The 21,506-nt window shown below is 62.7% G+C and carries 16 protein-coding genes and 1 riboswitch; of the genes, 5 read left to right on the forward strand and 11 right to left on the reverse strand.

The window, feature by feature from the left end; translation table 11 throughout:
* Window positions 1–93: 93 nt before the first annotated feature.
* Window positions 94–1,431, reverse strand: coding sequence for a voltage-gated chloride channel family protein (locus HNH97_RS06345; RefSeq protein ID WP_171790302.1), 1,338 nt, complete (start codon window positions 1,429–1,431; stop codon window positions 94–96).
* A 135-nt stretch (window positions 1,432–1,566) separates the two neighbouring features.
* Window positions 1,567–1,650, reverse strand: a riboswitch (Fluoride riboswitch).
* Window positions 1,651–1,943: 293 nt separating this feature from the next.
* Between HNH97_RS06345 and HNH97_RS06350 the strand changes: the two genes are divergently transcribed.
* The gene (locus HNH97_RS06350) at window positions 1,944–3,356 is read left to right on the forward strand and encodes a M20 family metallopeptidase (RefSeq protein WP_171790304.1); all 1,413 of its coding nucleotides are present in this window, start codon (window positions 1,944–1,946) and stop codon (window positions 3,354–3,356) included.
* A gap of 25 nt (window positions 3,357–3,381) precedes the next feature.
* On the opposite strand, the gene HNH97_RS06355 is transcribed toward HNH97_RS06350, so the two are convergent.
* Together HNH97_RS06355 and eat are read right to left on the reverse strand one after the other, a co-directional pair.
* On the reverse strand, window positions 3,382–4,236 hold the full coding sequence (locus HNH97_RS06355) for a 23S rRNA (adenine(2030)-N(6))-methyltransferase RlmJ (protein ID WP_265176101.1): 855 nt from the start codon (window positions 4,234–4,236) through the stop codon (window positions 3,382–3,384).
* Window positions 4,237–4,287: 51 nt separating this feature from the next.
* A complete protein-coding gene (eat, locus tag HNH97_RS06360) occupies window positions 4,288–5,712 on the reverse strand; it encodes an ethanolamine permease (RefSeq protein ID WP_171790306.1) in 1,425 nt (474 codons plus the stop codon).
* A gap of 227 nt (window positions 5,713–5,939) precedes the next feature.
* On the opposite strand from eat, the gene HNH97_RS06365 reads away from it, so the two are divergent.
* On the forward strand, window positions 5,940–6,878 hold the full coding sequence (locus tag HNH97_RS06365; RefSeq protein ID WP_171790308.1) for a polysaccharide deacetylase family protein: 939 nt from the start codon (window positions 5,940–5,942) through the stop codon (window positions 6,876–6,878).
* Window positions 6,879–6,891: 13 nt separating this feature from the next.
* Here HNH97_RS06365 and HNH97_RS06370 read toward each other — a convergent pair whose 3' ends face one another.
* Window positions 6,892–7,881: a DMT family transporter gene (locus HNH97_RS06370; protein ID WP_171790310.1), complete on the reverse strand. Its 990-nt coding sequence runs from the start codon at window positions 7,879–7,881 to the stop codon at window positions 6,892–6,894.
* Between the two features lie 249 nt (window positions 7,882–8,130).
* Here HNH97_RS06370 and HNH97_RS06375 point away from each other — a divergent pair, with 249 nt between their 5' ends.
* Window positions 8,131–11,385 carry an Eco57I restriction-modification methylase domain-containing protein gene (locus tag HNH97_RS06375; RefSeq protein ID WP_171790312.1) on the forward strand — a complete coding sequence of 1,085 codons (3,255 nt, stop codon included), beginning with the start codon at window positions 8,131–8,133 and terminating at the stop codon, window positions 11,383–11,385.
* 13 nt (window positions 11,386–11,398) lie between these two features.
* Here HNH97_RS06375 and HNH97_RS06380 read toward each other — a convergent pair whose 3' ends face one another.
* The gene (locus tag HNH97_RS06380) at window positions 11,399–12,361 is read right to left on the reverse strand and encodes a D-2-hydroxyacid dehydrogenase (protein ID WP_171790313.1); all 963 of its coding nucleotides are present in this window, start codon (window positions 12,359–12,361) and stop codon (window positions 11,399–11,401) included.
* A 237-nt stretch (window positions 12,362–12,598) separates the two neighbouring features.
* On the reverse strand, window positions 12,599–13,687 hold the full coding sequence (locus HNH97_RS06385; protein WP_171790315.1) for a saccharopine dehydrogenase family protein: 1,089 nt from the start codon (window positions 13,685–13,687) through the stop codon (window positions 12,599–12,601).
* 128 nt (window positions 13,688–13,815) lie between these two features.
* Between HNH97_RS06385 and HNH97_RS06390 the strand changes: the two genes are divergently transcribed.
* Window positions 13,816–14,286, forward strand: coding sequence for an Lrp/AsnC family transcriptional regulator (locus tag HNH97_RS06390; RefSeq protein WP_171790317.1), 471 nt, complete (start codon window positions 13,816–13,818; stop codon window positions 14,284–14,286).
* Between the two features lie 219 nt (window positions 14,287–14,505).
* On the opposite strand, the gene HNH97_RS06395 is transcribed toward HNH97_RS06390, so the two are convergent.
* Window positions 14,506–15,891, reverse strand: coding sequence for a glucoamylase family protein (locus HNH97_RS06395; protein ID WP_265176108.1), 1,386 nt, complete (start codon window positions 15,889–15,891; stop codon window positions 14,506–14,508).
* Between the two features lie 219 nt (window positions 15,892–16,110).
* A complete protein-coding gene (locus HNH97_RS06400; RefSeq protein ID WP_171790319.1) occupies window positions 16,111–16,536 on the reverse strand; it encodes a DOPA 4,5-dioxygenase family protein in 426 nt (141 codons plus the stop codon).
* A gap of 310 nt (window positions 16,537–16,846) precedes the next feature.
* Between HNH97_RS06400 and HNH97_RS06405 the strand changes: the two genes are divergently transcribed.
* Entirely contained in the window at window positions 16,847–17,392 is a 546-nt protein-coding gene (locus HNH97_RS06405; protein ID WP_171790321.1) for a hypothetical protein, read from the forward strand.
* 199 nt (window positions 17,393–17,591) lie between these two features.
* Here HNH97_RS06405 and HNH97_RS06410 read toward each other — a convergent pair whose 3' ends face one another.
* From HNH97_RS06410 to HNH97_RS06420, 3 genes are read right to left on the reverse strand one after another with little or no spacing between them, the layout of a single operon-like run.
* Complete coding sequence (locus HNH97_RS06410) at window positions 17,592–18,914, reverse strand: c-type cytochrome (protein WP_171790323.1); 1,323 nt, start codon at window positions 18,912–18,914, stop codon at window positions 17,592–17,594.
* Window positions 18,907–20,544, reverse strand: a complete 1,638-nt coding sequence (locus HNH97_RS06415; protein WP_171790325.1) for a GMC family oxidoreductase — start codon at window positions 20,542–20,544, stop codon at window positions 18,907–18,909. The genes HNH97_RS06410 and HNH97_RS06415 overlap by 8 nt, the downstream gene beginning before the upstream one ends.
* A gap of 18 nt (window positions 20,545–20,562) precedes the next feature.
* Window positions 20,563–21,171: a sorbitol dehydrogenase family protein gene (locus HNH97_RS06420; protein WP_171790327.1), complete on the reverse strand. Its 609-nt coding sequence runs from the start codon at window positions 21,169–21,171 to the stop codon at window positions 20,563–20,565.
* Between the last annotated feature and the right edge of the window lie 335 nt (window positions 21,172–21,506).

Genomic DNA, 21,506 nt, shown 5'->3' on the forward strand with positions numbered 1-21,506 from the left:
GCGACAAGACCGACAGATCATTCGCAGCGATGATTTATCTCACCGCCGCAATCATCAATTCGCGTTAATTCCCAACAGACCCTGGAAAAATACTCACCATTTATCCCAAACGGTCCTGGCCTGACGCAGGGGCATGTCGGGCACGATCATGGGGTGGGCATGTTTCGCGATCCCGACCCGCTGTGACAGGTAGATGCCCGAATGGCCCGAACATAGGTAGGCCACAAAGCAGCCTGTCGCGATATAGACGATATTGGTCGCCCCAAACAGTTCGATCCCCATGAAGGTGCAGGCCAATGGCGTATTGGCGGCACCCGCAAAAACCGCGACAAACCCGACACTGGCCAGCAGGTCCACAGGCACGCCCAGAAGCCCGGACAGCGTATTGCCCAGTCCCGCGCCGATAAAGAACAGGGGGGTGACCTCTCCGCCCTTGTATCCCGTCGCCAGTACGACGACCGTGAACAGCAGTTTGTACAGCCAACTCCACGTATAATCGCCGGTGTGAAAGAAATTCACGATCGAGGCCCCGTCCTGCGTCGCCGCGACGACGCCAAGGCCCAGATAGTCACGCGACCCCACAAGATAGACCAGCGCGATGGTTGCGACGCCCCCGATGGCCGGACGCAGCCATGCAACAGGGCAGGCGCGGCGGATCACGGGGGCCAGGCGATGAACGGATTCGGCAAACAGCAGGCTGGCAAGTCCGAAGCAGACCGCCGCAAGCCCGACCTTGGCCAGCAGGACAGGGGCCATATGGAAAACGCTGCCGCCCCAGTCGGGAGCACCGGCGAACGATACGCGATAGGATGTGTGGTGGATGCCCCAACCATGGCAGGCCCAGTCGGCAAAAATGGAGGAAAACGCGGCAGGCAGCAGTGGCCTGTAATTGATCCGCCCGATGCTCAGGACCTCAAGCGCGAAGATCGCGCCGGCAATGGGGGTGCCGAACACGGCCCCGAAACCCGCGGCTATGCCCGATGTCAGGATAATCCGCACGGCATGCGGATCAAGCCGGAACAGGTGGCCAAAGCCTGATGCAATACTGCCGCCGATCTGTACCGCCGTGCCTTCGCGGCCGACGGAGGCCCCGAACAGGTGGCTGATGACGGTTGATACCAGGACAAGGGGCGCCATGCGCAGGGGAACACCGCCCCCGGGTTCATGGATCTGGTCGATGATCAGGTTGTTGCCGCCTTCGGCACACCGTCCAAACGCGTGATAGGCCAACCCGACCGCGACACCGGCCAGTGGCAGCAGCCATAACAGGCCGGGATAGGCGATCCGGCAGGCTGTAACCTGATCCAGAAGCCAAAGAAATATCGCACATAATGTACCAATGCAGGCCGACATCGGCACGAGGATGCAGCCCCATTTCAGAATGACGCGCATGTTCGCGACCGATGTCGCGATAAGCCGGGAAAGGGTCATGGATGGAAATGCCTGTACGGAATTGGAAATGGTGCCCTGGCTGCGGGGACAATGCCCCGGCAGGCATGTGGTGACGGATGGTTGTGGGGTATGGCGCATGACGTCTGTACGGATTCCTCCCTCTGCTGCCATGATGGCGAGGTAGGAATCATCAGCCCGGCGGGCGGTTTGGCATCCTGCGAGCAGGAAAGCCGGGCAGAGTCCATTGCCGGACGGCAGGATGCGTTTTCCCCCGTGGGGAAGTCAAGCCGTGCCGGCGTGGCCTGCGTGCCGGAACGGATGTCGATCATCCGACTGGCTCGCAGGGTATGGAATGTATAATGTCGCGTCTTCTGGCCCGGTCTGCCGATGTGTGTCGTGGTGACCTTGGGATCAGGACGCGGATTTCACGATGGTTCTTCCGGCGGGGTGGGAACTCCATGGCCTGCCGTATGGCCCGTTGTCGGGCGTCGATATGTGATGCCGGCGTGGAATGCATATGAAACCAGCCGTGTGCGGTGGGAGGGAAGAACATGAAAAATGCCGATGAAATCTGGGTCGGTGTGGATGCCCTTGGCGCGGCGTTCTGCGATTTTGCCGACCGCATATGGGATACGCCCGAACTGGCCTATGACGAGTACCGCTCTGTCGAGACGCAGCGCGACATGCTTGAACGCAATGGCTTTCGCATCACGCGCAACCTTGCGGGAATTCCCACCTCCGTCATGGGGGAGGCAGGCGCAGGCGGTCCGGTCATCGCCTTCCTTGGCGAATTCGATGCGCTGCCGGGACTGAGCCAGCAGGCCGGGGTGGCGTGTTCCAGCCCCCTTGAGGAGACGCAGAACGGCCATGCCTGCGGGCACAACCTGCTGGGTGGTGGCGCGATGCTGGCGGCCACGGCGCTGAAGAACTGGATGGCGGAGAAGGGAATTCCCGGGACGGTGCGCTATTATGGCTGCCCGGCGGAGGAAGGGGGCGCGGCCAAGACCTTCATGGTGCGTGACGGCGTGTTCGATGATGTCGATATCGCGCTGTCATGGCATCCCGGGTCGATCGTGGGGCCGTTCTATCCGGCGTCACTGGCCAATACCCGGATCGACTTCACGTTCCATGGACGGGCGTCGCATGCGGCCGCGGCGCCGCATCTGGGCCGTTCCGCCCTTGATGCGGCGGAACTGATGAATATTGGCGCCAATTACCTGCGCGAACACATGCCATCGACCGCACGGCTGCATTATGCCTATATCGATGCGGGGGGACAGGCGCCCAACGTGGTGCAGTCACGGGTGACGATCCGCTATCTCGTGCGTGCCGATGACCTGCGGCAGTTGCGTGAACTGGTCGAACGGGTGCGTGCGATTGCGCAGGGTGCGACACTGATGACCGAAACGACGGTGGAGGAAGCGGTCGTCAGCGCGGTTTCCAACCTGATGGGCAATACGCCGCTGGAAGATACGCTGTGTGCCAACCTGACCCGGCTTGGGCCGCCGTCCTATGCACAGGCGGATTATGACTTCGCGCGGGAGATCCAGAAAACCCTCAGCCCGCAGGACATCCGTGCGGCCTATCTGGCGGCCGGGGTGCCCCCGCGCGATGATACGCCGCTGTGCCAGATGATCGCGCCACGTGAATTCGTGCCGCCGCCCTTTGGCTCCACCGATGTGGGGGATGTAAGCTGGGCGGTGCCTACGGTGCAGGCATGGGGGGCTACATGCGCCATCGGCACGCAGCTTCATTCATGGCAGATGACGGCGCAGGGCAAGAGCGGCATTGCGCATAAAGGCATGATCCATATGGCCAAGGTGCTGGCCGCGACGGCGCGTGATGTCCTGCAGAGCCCGACGCTGCTGGAACGTGTGAAGGCGGACCATGCCCAGCGTCTGGCGCAGGATCCCTATATCTGCCCCCTGCCGGCGGATGTCATGCCGCCGGTGGCGGAGCGATGAGGCCGGGGTCTCCCCGGTTCCCGCCTTATTCCGGCACGGCCCATTCAACGTGGAAATCCGCCTCCCCATCGCCAAGGTAGCGGCACAGCGACGCCAGGATCCCGCGCGCTTCCTCCTCGAAACGGAAGGGCGGGTTGGCGATGATGATCCCGCTGCCATTGAGGCGTGAGGGGTCAAGCGGTGGCCGCAGCGTCAGTTCAAGCGTCAGGAGCTTGCGCTGCCCCGCGTCCTTCAGCCCATTGATGAAGGCACGGACCGGGGCGCGGTGCTTGATGGGATACCACCCTGCGACGATGCCCGCGGGAAAACGCTGGCGTGCGGTCATGATGGCCGTGCCGAGGCGCTGGAATTCATCAGGCCGCTCGAATGGCGGGTCCATGAAGACCAGTCCGCGCCTGGCCTGTTTTGGCGGCAGCAGCGCAGTGATGGCCTGGTAGCCGTCACGCCCATGCACGCTGACATTGCGGTCATGGCGGAACAGGTGCCGCAGGGCCTGCTGGTCCTCGGGGTGGAGTTCGCAGCAGATCAGGCTGTCGCCGGGCCGCAGCAGGCGCGCGACAAGGGCGGGGGAGCCGGGATAGGACAGCCGCCCGGCCTGTTCGTCGCGCATGACCGCACGGATGACCTCCAGCCAGTTTTCCACGTCCGGCGCGTGGTGGCTCCCCTGTGGTGCATCCAGCAGGCGGCCGATGCCCTCGCGCCATTCCCCGGTGGATTGCGCCTGCGCGCCGGACAGGTCATACAGGCCGATCCCCGCATGCGTGTCGAGGACGCAGAAGGGCGATGGCTTGCGCCGCAGCGCCCCGATCAGCGCCATCAGCACGACATGTTTCATGACATCAGCAAAATTGCCAGCATGGTAGCTGTGTCTGTAATTCACTCTCTGTCGGTCCCGCAGGTTGATCCGCCCCGTATGTGGGGTGAGGGAGTGTTAGTGCATGGCCGCGCCCTTTTCCATCACCGCCTGCCGTTTGTGGCGCCGCGCCAGCACGAACAGCCCCACGCCCGTCGCCATGATGGCGGCATAGAGGGCAAAGGCGGCCGGATTGCTGGCCGCCATGCCCAGAAGTGACAGTGTTGCCGCGACAAGGGCGAAGCCGGGCACGACGGGATATCCCGGCACGCGCCATGGGCGGTGCAGGTCCGGCCGCATGCGCCGCAGGCGAAACATGCTGCCCATGGCAAGCACATACATCGTCAGCGCCCCGAAGACGGACATGGTCACGATACCGGCCGTCAGTGGCTGCCCCCCGACAGTGATGTGGCGGTCTCCGTAGATCGCCACGAACCCGACCATCCCACCTGCGAGTATCGCGGCCCATGGCGTTCCGAACCGTGGATGCAGCCGCCCCAGCAGGGCGGGAAGGTAGCCTTCGCGCGCCATGGCATAGATCTGGCGCGAATATCCCATGATGGTCCCGTGAAACGACGCGACAAGACCGAACAGCCCCAGCCAGACCAGCATGTGGACATACCCGCTGCGCGGTCCCACGACGCTGAGCATCGCCTGGGGCAACGGGTCGTTGATGTTCGCCAGCGCCTTCCAGTCACCCACGCCTGCGGCCATGACCATGACGCCAAAGGCCAGCAGCATCAGCGTCACGATGCCCGCGACATAGGCCATCGGGATGGTGCGTTGCGGATCGCGCGCTTCCTCCGCCGTCATGGCCACCCCTTCGATCGCCAGAAAGAACCAGATCGCGAACGGCGCTGCCGCCAGGATGCCGGGGATGGCATGCAGGGTGAACGTGTCGGACCCCGCCCATCCGTCATGGACGAAGTTCGCCCACGAAAATCCCGGCGCGACCACAGCCATGAAGACGAGGAGTTCGGCGATCGCTGCGATGGTGACAACCAGTTCGAACGCGGCGGCGATGCTGACCCCCGCGATGTTGAGCGCCATGAACACGACATAGGCCCCGCCAGCCGCCGCGCGTGCGCTGACATGCGGATACTGCACATGCAGGTACGCACCGATCGCCAGCGCGATGGCGGGCGGGGCGAAGACAAGTTCCACGATGGAGGCAAGCCCCGCGATGAAGGCAGGTACCGGCCCGTATGCCGCCAGCACATAGGCGAACGGACCGCCTGCATGCGGGATCGAGGTCGTCAGTTCGGTATAGGAGAAGATCAGCGCCGAATACATCAGCGCGACCATGACCGTCGTCACCACAAAGCCCAGCGTGCCCGCCGCCGTCCAGCCGTAGCTCCAGCCGAAATACTCGCCCGAGATGACAAGGCCGACCGCAATCCCCCACAGGTGAAAGGCGCCCAGCCGCCGCCGCAGGTGCACCGGCCCCGCATGCGCAGGGGAAGGCGGTGAAGGCCGGGCGGGGGAAAGGGGTGATGCAGGCATTGTCCATGGTCTGAAGAGGAAGGGTGGGGCGGGCTTGCTGCGGGCGTGCGCGTACCGTCATGATGACAGTGGCATGATAACGGGGGCCGATTCCAGATTATGTTACCATTATGCAATAAGAGGGGCGTCGCGGCGATGCAGGCGATCATGCAGCGGCGCGGCCTGCGCCGTCACCGGCCATCACTGGCAGGACAGGCAGGGACACAGGCAGGACGGGGGCAGCCACGGTGACAGGACTTTTACAGGCGGACGGGAATGAACCGTGGCGCTGGCCGGAGGCGCGCTGGCGCGGGATCGTCAACCGTGTCCGGGCCGGGCGCAGCCTGCAACCGACTCGCTGGCCCGATGGCGCCCGCTGCGCCTTTGCGATCTCGTTCGATGCGGACCATGAGACGATACCCCTGCGTGACGGGGACGAAAGCCCCATGCGCATCAGCCAGGGCCAGTATGGCAGCAGGCGTGGCATCCCGCGCATCCGCAGGCTGCTGCAGGAGGCGGGGATCCCGGCGACGTTCTTCTACCCCGCCGTGTCGGCCATGCTGTATCCGGACGAGGTCCGGGCGCTGGTAGGCGATGGCCATGAAATCGGCATCCATTCATGGATACATGAGCGCAACACGCAACTGCCGCCCGAAGATGAACTGCGCCTGTCCCTGCGCGCGCGGGAGGTCCTGGCGGATATCAGTGGTGTGGAACCTGTCGGCATCCGCACCGCAAGCTGGGATTTTTCCGTCCATACCATGTCCATCATCGAACAGATGGGCCTGCTGTATGACAGCAGCCTGATGGCGGATGACGATCCGTATGAACTGCTGGCCGACGGACGGCCCACGGGCATTGTCGAACTGCCGCCCGAATGGATACGCGACGATGCGATCTACTTCAATTTCGAACGGTTTTCCGCCCTGCGCCCGTACACGCCTCCTTCGGGTGTGGCGGAGGTCTTCCGGGCGGAATTCGAGGGCGCGTATGCCGAAGGCGGCCTTTTCCTGCTGACGCTGCATCCGCATGTCAGCGGCCATCGCAGCCGTATCGGCATCATCGCCGACCTGCTGGCGCATGCACGGGCGCGTGGCGATGTCTGGTTTGCAACGCATGCCGATGTTGCGCGCTGGTGCCTGCATCATGCAGCCACGCCCGCGCCAGCGGAGGCGAAGGGCCCCTGACCCGCTGCGAAGCTCAGCCTGTCGGGGCGTGGGATGTATCGCTGCTGGCGGAGGATGGAGCATGGGCAAGCGTGCTGCAGACAACGCTCAGCACAAGGAACAGGACGGCCGCCCCTTCCATGGCGGTGGGCCATCGCCCCGTCCACAGGCAGCCATAGAACAGGGCGAACAGGGTTTCGCCCACCGCCATCTGCCCACACAGCGTCATGGGCAGGAGGCGGCAGGTGCGGTTCCAGAAAATCCCGCCCAGCAGGGAGGAAACCAGCGCGATGAACGCGCCCAGCACAATGAACGCGACCCAGCGTGAGGGCGGGTGGGACATCGCGCCATGGCAGGCGAACGGGATGACGAACAGGGCCTCCGCCCCCGTGGCGACACCGGTCAGCAGCCCCCAGTCCCCCGCGCTGGTATCCGACAGTCGCCTGAGCCAGCGGGCATTGGCGAGGGCGAAGATGCTCCACGATGCCAATCCCCCGATCGCGCACAGGAAGCCAAGGAGGTGGGCCATATCGACGCGTGGGTCGTCAGTGCCCGCGCCGGGGGCGTGCAGGGCCTGCAGGGCGGTGAGGCTGATTCCTGCGACCATCAGCAGCATGGAGGGCACAAGCCTGCGCAGGCCAGGGCTGTCCCCCTCCCGCGTGCCAAGTATTCCCACGATCACGGGCAGGAAGCCGGTTATGATGGAGGTGATGTTGATGCCACACAGCCGTACGGCCATGGCAATCAGGATGTAATATCCAAGATTGCCCGTCAGCCCCAGCCCCAGCAGTGCCGCGCGTCCTCCCTGCGGGATGCAGGCAGCCAGTCGCCGCCAGCGTGGAAGCACCAGCGCCACGGAGAAAAACCCGTACATCAGGTAGCGTACCGTCGCCAACTGGAGCGCCGTAAAATCCGGCATCATGGCCGGGGCGATGAAAACCAGCCCCCAGCACGCCCCCGCCGCCAGGCCATTGCCCAGGCCTGCCAGCAGGGAAGAATGGGACCGGGCCCGAGAACTGTTCATGTTCGTCCTGATGCAGGTATCGGTGGTAATTATGGAATATTGCGCACGATATGGGAATGGGGGCGGCAGTATCTGTTGCGTGCTGATGGTGCAGGGGCGGTATGCCGGATGCGGAACGATTCCTGCCATGGAGATGCCGGATGTGACGGTTCGTGCATGTGCCCGCATGCGAAGGGAATGTTTCGGCCTTGCCAGCGCAGGGAGGGCAGGCGATGAAAAGGCGCGCCCTTGATGCTGTCGTGCAGGAACATGATGCCACCCCGACCGGAGCCGATATCCACCCCTTTCCCCGCATGGCGGCAGGGGAATGCAGCCTGTACGGAGGGACAGGAACCGACGCAGGCGCACCTGCGTGCCGGGATGAGGGCTGCGCTGCTTGCGTTGGGGCAGGGGGTGCTGGACGCCAATGCGGACCTTCGTGACGCGGTCGGGGCGGATGGGCATGTGCTGTCATGCCTGTTTGACGAACTGCTGCGCCTGGTCTGCCGCCTTGCCTTTCTGGCTGAACTTGAGGCGCGTGGCCTCCTGCCTGCATCACGGGCGCAGGGGCCATCAGGACATTCCTTCTTTTACTGGCTTGCGCAGGCCGATGCTTCCGAAGGGGCGGCGGGATGTTTCGCAGCGTGGGACGGCATGCGGCATGTCCTTGGCGCGATGGATGCGGGTGATCCCGGGCGCGGCCTGCCGGCGCTGGGGGCATTGGCGCATCCGGGGGGACTGCCGCAGATGATGGCGGCGCGGATTGCGGACCGTGATTTCCTGTCCGCCATCCGCAGCCTTGGCTGCCGCATCGGGGAAGGAGGGAAGCCCCGGCCGGTCGGCTGGTGTTCGATTGGCAGCGGCGATCTGGCGAGCGTGTATGAAGGCCTGCTGGAAATCCGGCCCTGCCTTGCGCCTGACGGTCTCTTCATGCTCGATGATGGGGGGCGAGGGAACGACCGGCGGATTTCGGGCAGTTATTATACGCCCGACAGTCTGGTTCAGGCGCTGCTCGACAGCACGCTTGATCCCGTCATGGACCGGGCCGTGGCTGCGGGCGGGGCAGGGGGGCTGCTTGCATTGCGCATCATTGATCCGGCCTGTGGCGGCGGGCATTTCCTGCTGGGTGCCGCGCGGCGGATGGCGGCACGCCTTGTCGCCCTTCGCCCGCCGGGACAGCAGGGGTACCAGGCCGCGCTGCGTGATGTCGTGGCGCGGTGCATCCATGGGGTGGACTGCAATCCCATGGCGGTGGAACTGACGCGCATGGCGTTGTGGATCGAAACCGCCATGCCCGGACGGCCCCTGTGCTTTCTGGGGGCGAATATCCGCTGCGGGAACGCGCTGCTTGGCGTGGCGGATGTTGCGGTCCTTGAAACAGGTGTGCCGGACGGGGCTTACCGGGTCTTGGGCAATGACGACCCGGCCGTCGTGCGCCGCTGCCTGCGCCGTAACCAGCGTGCGAAGGCCGAATGGCGTGCACCCGACTGCCGCACCCTGCTGGCCCCCCTTGCCGCCGAACTGTCCGCGTTGCGGGGCATGGCGGAAGATACCGCGCAGGAGGTTGCACAAAAGCAGCAGCGGTTCGAGGCATGGTGGACCGGCGTGTCGCGCTCCCCCCTCGGCCGGGCCTGTGACCTTTACGTTGCGGCGTTCATGTTGCCGCGCCCTGCCGGCAGTCAGGCCGATATGGTGCCCACGACGGACCGGTTATGGCAGGAACTTGCGGGGGACGGGGACGGCGGGTGCATGGACGCCGCCATCCATACGGCCATCGGGGCGCGGACGCTGCACTGGCCGCTGGTTTTCGCCGACATCATGGTGGAACGTGGAGGATTTGATGTCGTGATCGGCAATCCACCATGGGACGTCATGCAACTGGAGGAAGAGGAATATTTCGGGACGCGCCTGTCCGCGATCTCCGCGTTGAAGGGCGCGGCGCGCAAGGCCGCGATCACGGCGCTGGGCACCGCGCGGCCGGAACTGTTCGCACGTTTTACGCGCGCACGCCGCCAGAGCGAGGCGATGGGCGTGTTTGTCCGCACCAGCGGACGTTTCCCCCTTGCCGGTCGTGGCAGGGGCAACACCTATGCGCTGTTTACCGAACTTTCCCTGGCCCTGGTGCGGGATGATGGGCGGGCGGGACTAATCGTTCCGACAGGCATTGCGACCGATGCAATGACCGCGCCGCTGCTTGGCTTTCTGGTGGATGAAAGGCGACTGGCGCAGCTTGTGGATTTTGAAAACAGCGCGCCCCTGTTCCCGGGTGTCCATCGCAGTTTCAAATTCTGCCTGCTGACGATTGCCAATGCGGTGGCGGCGACACGCTTTGCCTGTTTCCTGACACGCACGCAACAGTGCGGGGACACGCGGCGCAGCTTTTCGCTTTCGGCCGGGGACATCGCGCGCATCAATCCCAATACGCGCACCATGCCGGTGTTCCGTTCCCGCATGGATGCCGCGCTGACCCGCGCGATCTATGCCCGCGTGCAGGTCTTCGTGGATGAGGCGCGCGGCCCTGCGGGCAACCCATGGGAGGTGGAGTTCCGGCAGGGCCTGTTCAACATGACCAGTGACAGCAGCCTGTTCCGTACCGCCGCCCAACTGGCGGGTGGCGGGTGGCGGCGGGACGGCACGGACTGGCTGCATCCTGCCCGCATGGCGCGGGAGGCCCCGGATAATGGGGACGGATCACGTTATGTCCCGCTTTATGAAGCCAAGATGGGATATTTTTACGATCACCGGCATGCGGGTTATGCGCAGCGCAAGGGAGAGCGCGGCCATCGGGTCCTGCCGCAGACCGGTCTGCGCGAACATTGCGATCCTGCGTTCGAAATCATGCCCCATTACTGGGTTCCCCGTAACGAGGTGATGCGCAAGATCGGGAACATGTCTTCGCCATCGGCATTTTTCGGGTTTCGCAACATCATGTCCCCGACGAATGAACGTACCTTCATCTGCAACCTGCTGCCACCATGGGGGGTGGGAAACAGCATGACCCTGCTGTCACCCGGGATGGGGTGGGATGACCCACGGGCGGCCTGCCTGATCGCCAACCTGTCGTCCCTGCCGTTCGATTTCGTCTGTCGGCAGAAAGCGGGTGGGGTCAACCTCAATTTCTTTATTGTAAAACAGCTTCCCGTACTGCCCCCGTCATTCTACAGCGCCGATGATGTGGCCTTCATCCTGCCACGGGTGCTGGAACTGACCTTTACCAGCAACACCATGGCCCCGTTCGCGCGCGGCATGGGCCATGTGGGGGCGCCCTTTGCCTGGGACGTGGCACGGCGGGCACTGCTGCGCGCGGAACTCGACGCGTGGTACGCCCGCGCCTATGGCCTGGACCGCAGGCAACTGGAATATGTGCTTGATCCCCATGATGTCATGGGGGCCGATTACCCGTCCCAGACCTTCAGGGTGCTGCGCAAGAACGAAATGGCCACCTTTGGCGAATACCGCACCCGCCGGCTTGTACTGGCGGCCTATGACCGGCAGGAGACGGCGGCATTGCGTCCCGTCTCATGACACGGCCCACCATTCAGACGATCTGGTTTGTCAGTGGTCCCCCGGTTTCGAGGGCGGCAAGGTTCTTCATCAGGATATCGACGACATTGCGTTCATAGAACTGGGTTTCCCCCGCCGTGTGCCCGGTCATGACCAGATTGGGGCGCGACCAGAGCGGGGATGAGGACGGCAGCGGTTCCTCGTCATAGGTGTCGAGCGCCGCCCCGGCGATCCGGCCTGTATCGAGGGCTTCGATCAGGGCGGCTTCCTCCACCACCGGGCCGCGCGCCACATTCACCAGGCAGGCATCGGGCTTCATGACGCCGAACGCCGCGGCATTGATGAGGTGACGCGTCTGTTCGGTCAGGGGGCAGGTCAGGATGACATAATCCGCATCCTTCAGGCCGGCATGCAGGTCGTCCATCGCGACCTGCTCCACCCCCGCGACATCGAGGGGGCGTGCACTGTGGCGTGCGCCACTGACCTTCATGCCCAGCGCAAGGCACAGGCGCGCCACCCGGTCGCCGATCGTGCCCATGCCGATGATCAGCGCATGCTTTTCCGACAGCTCCTGAAGGCGCGGGCGCGGGTCGGTGCCTGTCGTGGACCAGTGGCGGATCTTCTGGTTGTCGCGTGCCTCATACAGGCGCCGTGCGAGGCTGAGCATCAGGGCAAGCGCATGTTCCGCAACCGCGTTGGCATTGACGCCACGGGCATTGCACAGATGGACGCCCCGTTCCTTCAGGCGGTTCAGGTCGAACTGGTCCACGCCCGAACTGATCGACTGGATCAGGCGCAGGCGGGGGGCAATGTCCAGAAGATTATTGTCCCACAGCATGGAAGCGACCAGAACCTCGACCTCCGGCATGATCGCCCTGAGGTCATCAGGTGTGGAAACCTGCGTGCAGGTCGGCGCCCCCGGACGTTTTTCGAGTTCCCGGCGGATATCGTAATAGGTATGCGCCGCATAGATGTGCTGTATCTTGTCTTGGGGCATGGCTGGCTGACAGGTTCCGCGATTGGGACGGGTGTCAGCGCATGCGCGATAAGGTTCAGGCCGCCAGCACCCCTCCGGGGAAGGGACATATACGTTCTGATGTTAGAATGAAGGGGGACCCGGTTCAATACGCAAACCGGCCCGGCAGGCCCATCGGGGGAACAGGTTGCAAAAAAAGAATGCCGCCTTCTGGGGAAAAGGCGGCAATCCTGGAATTGTTATTTATCAGGACGGCCCTTAGCGCCGGCTGTCCTGATAAAACTTCCCGAAGCGGTTTTCGAGGAACTGCGACAGGGCGATGTCTTCTTGCAGCACCAGCCCGGATGTGGGGATCCTGCCTTCGGCCAGCAGGTCGAGCACCGCGCAGATCGCCCCCGCCGTCGTGATCTGGATGCCGGTGCGCGGACGCCCGTTGACGGTCGCACCATGGATGGCGCGCACGAACGTCTCCTGCGTCAGGCGCCCGTCACGCTGCCCGGAAACCGTGACAAGGATGATGATGACATCCTGCATCGTCACCGGCAGGGCATGTTCAAAGATCGACTTGATGACGTCGCGGCGTTCCGACAGGCGCAGGTCATTGAGCAGCACCTTCATGATCGCGGCATGCCCCGGATAGCGGATGGTGCGGTAGTTCAGTTCCCGCACGCGCCCGTCATACGTATCGCACAGCGATCCAAGCCCGCCGGAGGTGTTGAACGCCTCATACTTCACACCGTCGATCGTCAGGCTTTCCAGCCCGTCGAGGGCCGGCACCAGGCGGCGCTTGCCGCTGACGATGGCTTCGCACGGTTCGATATATTCGTTGATGACGCCGTCCGTGCTCCATGTCAGGTTGTAGCCCAGCGCGTTGGTCGAATATTCCGGCAGCGCGCCGACACGCAACTGGATCGTATCCACGCTGTCGAAACGGCGTGCGATGTCGTGGGCCACGATGGAGACGAATCCGGGCGCCAGGCCGCATTGCGGGATAAAGGCCACCGACGGCGCCTTTGTCGAAAGTTCGCGCACGATCTTGGTGCTGGCCACGTCTTCGGTCAGGTCGAGGTAGTTGACCCCGGCCGCCGCCGCAGCGCTGGCGATGCGGGTCGTCAGGTGGAAGGGAGCAGCCGAAAGAACCGCGAAACAGCCCTGCAGCAGGGCGGGCAGCACGCCTTCTTCCGCCAGGTCCGCGACCGTGCGCTGCACGGAATCGGGAACGCTGGCGGTCTTGAGCGTATTGTGGTCACGGTCGGTCAGGGTGACGGTATAATCGCCCGTGCTGGCAAGGAAATCGGCAATGGTGGACCCGATGTTACCGGCCCCGATGACAAGTATTTTCCGCATGACCATACTCCGCGTGTTCCATGGGATGAGACCCGTCGATGAAACCGCGTGCCAATGTCGGCAACAAGCCGAGGATAGACGGCAGATGGCACTTTTATTTCGGCATTATGTATAGCATGGTCGGCATTATGCAGATTGACGCTACTGACCGCCTCATCCTCGCCCTGCTGGAGGAAAACGCCCGCATGCCGACGGCCGAACTGGCCCGTCGCGCGGGACTGTCGCGCACGACTGTGCAGAGCAGGATCGAAAGGCTGGAACGTGGTGGGGCGATTGCCGGATATGCCGTGGTGATGGGGGCGGCGGCGCGCGACGCCATCCGGGCGCAGGTGATGATTACCCTGGCGCCAAGGCATGTTTCCTCGGTTGAGGAGGCATTGCGCAGGTTTCCCGAAATCCGGGAACTGCATGCCGTCAGTGGACAGATCGACATGATTGCCGTCGTTGGCGCCCAGACGACGGAGGCGATCAATGATGCGATTGACCGGATCGGCATGCTCGAAGGGGTGGATCGCACGACGTCCGCCATCGTGCTGTCCACCCGCGTCATGCGTCAGGGGCCAACTGCCGCTGCCCCGTCGCGCCACAAGACACGGTAAAAACAAAAGTTTTTGGTGAAGCTTTTTTCAAAAGCTTCAGAAAACGCTACATTCTTGAAAAAACCATCGCCCGAGGTACAGACCTGTCTCACATCCGCCACGGCCGAAATCGTCGCCAGAGCCATGACGAACCCTGTAGGCGGGAACTTCACGGAGGAAACATCGCCCGGACTCATTTTACCCGTCTGCAAAAGCGCGCGACACCGGAGTGCCGGGACATCAGGGCAGGGGCGTAATCCTGGCGACCTTCATGGCAGGCGAGGCAGGTGCAAGCCATCCGCCCTGAAATCCCGCACGTTCCAGTCCCGTGCGGATATAGGGATTGCGTTTCATGACATTCCACACCAGTCCGGAGCGCCAGTTTTCGATCATGAGCAGGATCGGCCCCTGATCGATGCCAAGATATTCGTTATCGGACCAGAAAGAGCCACCATTGCGGAAACTGGGATTGAACGCATCAACGAATCCGTATTTCCCATAAATCCTGCTGCCATAACGTGATTTCATGTCACGCATGGTCGGCAGCACGATTTCGGGCGCGAACGCGATTGAACCCACGGCGGCCGTGGGGGCAATGGTCCCATCATCCTGTGTATAGTCACGCCCGGCCCCACGGGCGGAGTAGGACAGGAAATGCCGGTCCTGCCCGTCGATCTTCTGCGTGACCTCGCCCGGGCCGTCGCAGGCCGTCAGGCCCCATGTGGTGGCGCTGTAATCGCGCCATTTCCCGGGATTGGCGATGGCATAGGCACGTTGCGCATAGACGGCGCGACGGCTGTTTTCGAAATAGTCGATCTGCTTTTCATGCGCCCATGCGTCCTGGATCCCGCGGAAGTCGATCCATGCGTGGCTGTACTGATGGCCGAACAGGGGCGCGAAGTTCAGGAAGGTCTGTCCGTAATAATCCCCCCACCGGCGGTTGTTCGTCGCAAGCCATGCCTGCCATGACGCAGGTTCCAGCGCATGGGTGGGCGACCCGAGGCCAAGGATGTAGGCCATCATCCCTTCGCTGTAGCCCTCCCAGTAACTGGGGATGAACTGGTGTTCGGGACTCCACCCCATGCTGAGGTGATTGTCGGGACGGCGTATCCATTGCCAGTTGACGCGCCTGTACAGGCGGTCGGCCATGTCCCGTATGTCGCGTTCGCGGGGTGTATCCCGGTCGTAGAAGGATTGCGTGAACAGCACCCCCTGCATCAGCAGGGCCGTATCGATGCTGGACAGTTCGATATCACGGTTCAGGCGCAGGCCGTTTTTCTTCTGGAGGAAGTGATAATAGAAGCCCTGATATCCTGTGGCGTTGTCCTCGCTGTCATTCTGCGCGCTGTGCAGCAGGTAACGCAACGTGGCAAGGGTTCGCTCCACCGCCTGCTCGCGTGTGATGTATCCGCGTGTGGCCCCGATGCCATAGGCGGTCAGGCCAAACCCGATGGAGGCGACACTGGCCTGTGTCTGTGCCGAGGGATAGCGGTCCGGAATCAGGCCGGAAGCGGGATCTGCCGAATCCCAGAACCACTGGAAGGTCCGGTGTTCAAGGTCATCGATCAGGACGGTATCGGCAGGCCCTGCATCCGGCGACGTGGAAGCGGCAGGAGGATGTGTGATTTTCACGCCCTGCTGGTCGAGGGCATGGGCCGCCGGACCGGGCAGTGATGTGCAACACAGAAGGATTGATACGAAGGCGACGATATGCCGCCTGCCCGTTTGCCGACCCTGCAACGTCCTGTCTCCTGAGCGGTTGCTGCCGGCATTTATGAATTGAGTGCGTGCTTGATGGCAATCCCGGAATGGTTTCTTTTGGTGGCTGTTACAAAACATAAAAAATCATATCGTAATATTCGGCTCTGGCGTGGTGTTTGGCTGTCCGGCTTCGTCGGCATGCGGTTGTGTCTGCGGCAGGTTCTCCGTCCGTAACGGTAGGGGCGTGCCCAGCCACAGGCTGTCGCGGGCATGGTCCTGTTGCGGATGGAGGGTGTTGGGATGAACCAGGATGCTCAGGCCGTTACGATTCAGCATGAGCCACGGCACGAAAAGCGCGAACAGGGAGGTTTCGAAGGCAACCTGGAACATGCTGGCGGAATGTGGTCCCACGGCAGAAGTGTGTACGCGGCCGACGCGAACGGCAAAACGGGCCGACAGGGCGGCACGCAGCGCCAGCGCGCAGGGCATCGTATCGGCACAGAAATAGACATGCGCATGGTAACTTGCGATTTCATCAATGTGACGCGGCGTGAATGTCTGGGAGTCCATCGTCAGTTTCTCCTTTGAAGGGCGGTAGCCGAGGCTGTGTGCATCGAACCGGACATGGAGACACGTGGTTCATGTCCCGGAGGAAAAGGGGGATGGCGCCATCACTGTTGGTTACATTGTGTTACGTTCTGGGGATGCCGCAGGGCAGGGTTTTTCGCGGATGGGCAGAAGGTCATGGCCGTAGCGGGCAGGGCGTGTCCATTCATGCCTTCATATGGCCGCATGGGCATGGTTGCCTGCGCATGGGTTATGGGCAAGATGTCGTGATGATGTCGGGAAACCGGCCCCTGAAGGACAAGGAGGACATGCCATGAGGCATCGTTATGTTCGGTTTGCGGTTCCACTGGCATTTTCCCTGTTGGGGGCTGATCTCATGGTGTCCCCGGCCCATGCCGCGCCATCGCCCTATATCCAGTTGGCACAGTGGGATGGTCAGCAGCAGCAGCAGCAGCAGCAGCAGCGCCAGCAACAGATGCAGCAAATGCAGGAACAGTTCCGCCAGCAGCGCGAACAGTTGCGCCAGCAGCATGAGCAGCAACGCCAGCAGATGGAACAGCAGCGCCAGCAGATGGAGGACCAGTACCGGCAGCAGCAGGATCAGTTGCGTCAGCAGGCCGAACAGATGCGTGGTCAGCCCAACGCCGGGTTCCAGTTGCAGCAGCGCCAGCAGCAGATCGAAATGCAGCGCCAGCAGCAGATGCAACAGATGCAGCAGCAGTACCAGCAACAGCAGATGCAGTTACGTCAGCAGGCCGATCAGATGCGCCAGCAACAGCAGCAGCAGATGCAGCAGTTGGGTGGGCCGGGATGGAACGGTCAGCAGTGGAACAACAGCCAGAACTGGGGCAACTGGTAAATCGGTAGCGCTAGGGATATGGGACAATAATAAAAGTTTTTTGGGCACCGCCTTTTTTAAAAGGCGGTGTTCTTTTGACTGGTGTCATGTTGCGTGGGGCAGGGGACAAATTTCCCTTGCCCTGAGGGCAAAGAAAAACCGCCGCCCCTTGCATGCGGTGCATGCAGGGAACGGCGGTCCGGCCTGATCGTGAAGGGGATCAGGGCGTCTTCGGGGTATCGGTGCGCAGTTTGGCAACCTGTTCGGCGGTTACCGCGTGATCGCCACTTCCGAAGGTCTTCATGACATAATTGACCACGTTGGCGATTTCGGTATCGCTGAGGCGCTGGACATCGGAATTGCCGTCAAAGCCCGGCATATGCACGTGCTGGTCACCCGTCGTACGGTCCACACCGTTCAGGACGGTCATGATCAGGTTGTCGGGACGCCCCGCACCCGTGACCGAGTTATGGAACAGCGAGGGTGCATAATGATCGGCGGTTCCCGCACCATTCATGCCATGGCAGGCGGCGCAGTTCGCATCATAGACGTGCTGCCCGTCCATTTCCGCAAGGTTGTCGATCCGCGTCAGTTCGCCGCTGCGCACATCGGCTTCTTCAACAGCCTGGCCAAAGCTTTCGCGTGGCTTGGGTTCCGCGCTGTCTTCCTTGGCCGGCACCTGCAGGATATAGGCCGCAAGCGCATGCAGGTCGGCATCCGTCAGGTGGCTTGTGCTGTGTTCGACCGCTTCCCCCATCGGACCGGCAGCCTGGCTGAGGCCATCCACATGCCCGGTGCGCAGGTACTGCACGAGGTCGTCCTCGCTCCAGTTGCCGATGCCGCTTGTCTTGCTGGAGGTGATGTCGGGGGCGTACCACCCCACCAACGGCGCACCGGCAAGGTAGTTGTCCTGCTCCTCGCTCAGCATCATGTTGCGCGGCGTGTGGCAGGTGCCGCAATGCTCAAGCGCGGTCGCCAGGTATTTGCCGCGCCGCATCTTGTCGAAGGTTGCGGAATCGCCGCTTTCGGGGGGGACGGTGCTGGCGACCATGTTCCATGCGCTCATGGCGATGCGCAGGTTGGCCGGAAAGTTCAGTGACGTGGTGGGCGGGCTTTCCGCCACCGGCTTCACACGATGCATGAACCACGCGTACAGCGCCTTGACGTCCCCATCCGTCATTCCGGAATACGACACATAGGGCATGGCGGGATAGAGGTGGTTGCCGTCACGGCGCAGGCCATGGCGGACACTTTTTTCAAAGTCCTCTTCCGTATACTGGCCAATCCCGTGTTCCGGGTCGGGCGTGATGTTGGTGGAGATGACATCGCCCATCGGGGTTGCGATCTTCAGTCCCCCCGCAAACGGCTTGCCGCCCGGTTTGGTATGGCAGGCCACGCAGTCGGCCGCCGTGGCCAGATATTCCCCGCGGGAGAGGAGGTCCGCCGACGGGTCTTCCGCCCGGGCGGCGGAGACCGACAGCGAAGCAAGGACCGTCCCTGCCGCCAGAACGGACCACAGGGCTTTGCGCGCGATATCAGGCATGAGCGAGTTCTTTTTTCAGCGTATCGGCAACGCGCAGGGCAAGGGCGGCCACCGTCAGGGTAATGTTGCCTGTTCCAACTGCGGAGAAGACGGATGAACTCGCCATGAACAGGTTTTCATGGTCATGGGTGCGGCAATAGCCGTCCACCACGGAATCCTTCGGGTCCGTCCCCATGATCGTGCTGCCGGCGGGATGGTCCTGCGGGAAATATCCCGGTGTCCACTGTTCGTCCGTGCCATGCATCAGGCCGATCAGTTCACGGAACATGCCACGCGTGTGTTCGCAGCTTTTGACGGTGTATTCAGGCAGCTTGTAATAGACTTCGGGGTGCGGGATGCCCAGCACGTCCTTGTGCGTCTGGCTCAGTGTCAGGCGGTTTTCCGGGTCCGCGATGCCTTCGTTGTGGCTGAACAGCCGGACGGTGTGGGAGGCGAGGTAGCGGATCTGCTCCTCGAGTTCGCGCCCGACATATCCCTTGGAAATCGCGAGCGCCGTGGCAAGGTCCACCTGGTTGTCATCGACCATGTGCACAAGGTACGCGCCACGGGTGTTGCGCCATTCGCCATCGCGGAAATTGTCGATGACATTGGTCTCCAGCGGGCCGCGACCGGGCCACAGCGCCTTGTCACCACTGATGAAGCTGACCTGCACGCCGGTATGGTCCATCATGTTGCGGCCGACATGGCCGGAACTGTTGGCGACACCGTCGGGGCTCTGGTCATCGGCGGAGACCAGAAGCAGTTTCGCCGTTTCGATGCAGTGGGCGGCGATGACGAAATACTTGCCCGTCACGCGGTGGCTGCCCTTGTCCGGGTCATAGTAATGGACTGCCGTCACGCGCTTGTTCGCGCTGTCACGTTCGATCCGGTAGACCACGGCGTTGGGGATGAACTTCGCGCCCGCGGCCTCGGCATGATAGACGGAATAGCTGCCGTTGTACATCGCCCCGATGGGGCAGATCGGCATGCAGTTGTTATGCCCCTCGCACGTGGGACGGCTGTCATAGGGGCGGGTGTTGCGGGCCTGCGGTTCGTGCACGACGCGCCACGGGGTCTTTTCGCTGATGAGCTTGCGGAACTCCTGCGCGGCATAGGAAATCGGCAGCGCGTCCATCGGGTAGGGCTGCTTGCGCGGGGAGCCGAGATCCTCCACCGACGGGTCGGGGCCGCAGACGCCCATCATGACCTCTGCCTGGTAATAGAACGGCTCGAGATCCTCGTATTTCAGCGCCCAGTCACGTCCCTGCCCATAGCGGGTTTTCAGCTCGAAATCGGACGGCAGGTAACGCCATGCGCACCCGGCCCAATGCCATGTGGTGCCGCCCATCATGCGCAGGTACACCTGCTGGTAGGCTTCGGCATCGGGGCCGGTGGTGTGCAGGTACTCGTTCGGGGTGATCTGGTTGGGGGGATGGATCGCCCACGGGACGGAGGGGAACGGTCCCTGGTAAGAGGGCTTGTTTTCGAGGTTGCGGAAATTTTCCACGAAATGCTGGCGGTCCACCCGCGGACCTGCCTCCAGCACGATGACGGAAATGCCCGCACGGGCCAGTTCGTTGGCGATGGAACTGCCTGCGACGCCGGACCCGACGATCACGACGTCCGCAGATAGGGATTGTTCGGAAGACATGGCGTGACGCTCCGGCTGTCAGGTGGGTTCCACGACGAATGTCGAGGGCGAAAGGGCGGGCTCACCTGTCGGAACGGCCACTTCCGGCGGGGTCTTTGTCCAGTAGAACGGGCCGCCCGCCGCATAGGTCTTCGGATAGACGGCGTCCTTGGTGATGTCGAACATCAGGGCGGAGCGGTAGACGACGACCTTGTGGTCCGCAAGCCCGCGATACCAGCCCGTCATGATGTCATGGATGACATCCTTGAACCCCGGGTCGGCCTGTTCGGCAGCCTTCGCCATGTCATGTGCGCTGGCGAAGCTGTTTTTCGTCATCAGGTCATGCAGCCTGTTGACCTGATCGCGGCGGGTGGGCACCGCGTGCACGATTCCCATGAACAGGGCATGGCCGATCCGCGGGTCGAGGGCATCGCGGTCCGTCAGGCGCTGGGACACGGCCATGAACGCCGCGATGTCGGCATCATCCGGTGCGGCGGCAAAGGCCCCCGTGGTGCCACAGGCCAGGGCGACTCCCATGCTGCCAAGCAGGACGTCACGACGCGACATCCGCACAAGCCGGTTCAGGCGCACGCGGTTGGGTGTGGAATGGTGGATGTCAGCAGGAAAACAGTGCTGGTCTGTAGCCATGTAGCGTCGCCTCTCGAGGACGTTTGGTCCAGCAGCGATGCCCGGGACATGGCATGGCCGCACAGAATGCAATGATGTCCATATCGTTACAGCTTTTTCATTTATCCCGGCAACCTCTGACCTACTCATATGCGGAATGGCTGCCGCGCGGATACCGTGGGAACACGGTCGGGGATGGAGTATTTTTCCTGAAATGCAGCCAGAAAAATGAAGAAATGACTGCTTTTTTGCATATTGTGTAAGGACAGGTTTTTCCAATGACGCGAAAGCCGCATCCCGTCACCAGAAAAGATGTATTCCATGCCCCGTTTTTATCATGCGGTACTGCATGCATG

It is taken from the genome of Gluconacetobacter entanii (assembly GCF_013155425.1).
Lineage (GTDB): Bacteria > Pseudomonadota > Alphaproteobacteria > Acetobacterales > Acetobacteraceae > Novacetimonas > Novacetimonas entanii.

Coding starts and splice junctions, on each gene's coding strand:
- HNH97_RS06370 (WP_171790310.1), bottom strand. CDS start 7,881: ATGAACAGTTCTCGGGCCCGGTCCCATTCTTCCCTGCTGGCAGGCCTG.
- HNH97_RS06410 (WP_171790323.1), bottom strand. CDS start 18,914: ATGCCTGATATCGCGCGCAAAGCCCTGTGGTCCGTTCTGGCGGCAGGG.
- HNH97_RS06380 (WP_171790313.1), bottom strand. CDS start 12,361: ATGCCCCAAGACAAGATACAGCACATCTATGCGGCGCATACCTATTAC.
- HNH97_RS06375 (WP_171790312.1), top strand. CDS start 8,131: ATGATGCCACCCCGACCGGAGCCGATATCCACCCCTTTCCCCGCATGG.
- HNH97_RS06405 (WP_171790321.1), top strand. CDS start 16,847: ATGAGGCATCGTTATGTTCGGTTTGCGGTTCCACTGGCATTTTCCCTG.
- HNH97_RS06345 (WP_171790302.1), bottom strand. CDS start 1,431: ATGACCCTTTCCCGGCTTATCGCGACATCGGTCGCGAACATGCGCGTC.
- HNH97_RS06420 (WP_171790327.1), bottom strand. CDS start 21,171: ATGGCTACAGACCAGCACTGTTTTCCTGCTGACATCCACCATTCCACA.
- eat (WP_171790306.1), bottom strand. CDS start 5,712: ATGCCTGCATCACCCCTTTCCCCCGCCCGGCCTTCACCGCCTTCCCCT.
- HNH97_RS06390 (WP_171790317.1), top strand. CDS start 13,816: ATGCAGATTGACGCTACTGACCGCCTCATCCTCGCCCTGCTGGAGGAA.
- HNH97_RS06385 (WP_171790315.1), bottom strand. CDS start 13,687: ATGCGGAAAATACTTGTCATCGGGGCCGGTAACATCGGGTCCACCATT.
- HNH97_RS06400 (WP_171790319.1), bottom strand. CDS start 16,536: ATGGACTCCCAGACATTCACGCCGCGTCACATTGATGAAATCGCAAGT.
- HNH97_RS06350 (WP_171790304.1), top strand. CDS start 1,944: ATGAAAAATGCCGATGAAATCTGGGTCGGTGTGGATGCCCTTGGCGCG.
- HNH97_RS06415 (WP_171790325.1), bottom strand. CDS start 20,544: ATGTCTTCCGAACAATCCCTATCTGCGGACGTCGTGATCGTCGGGTCC.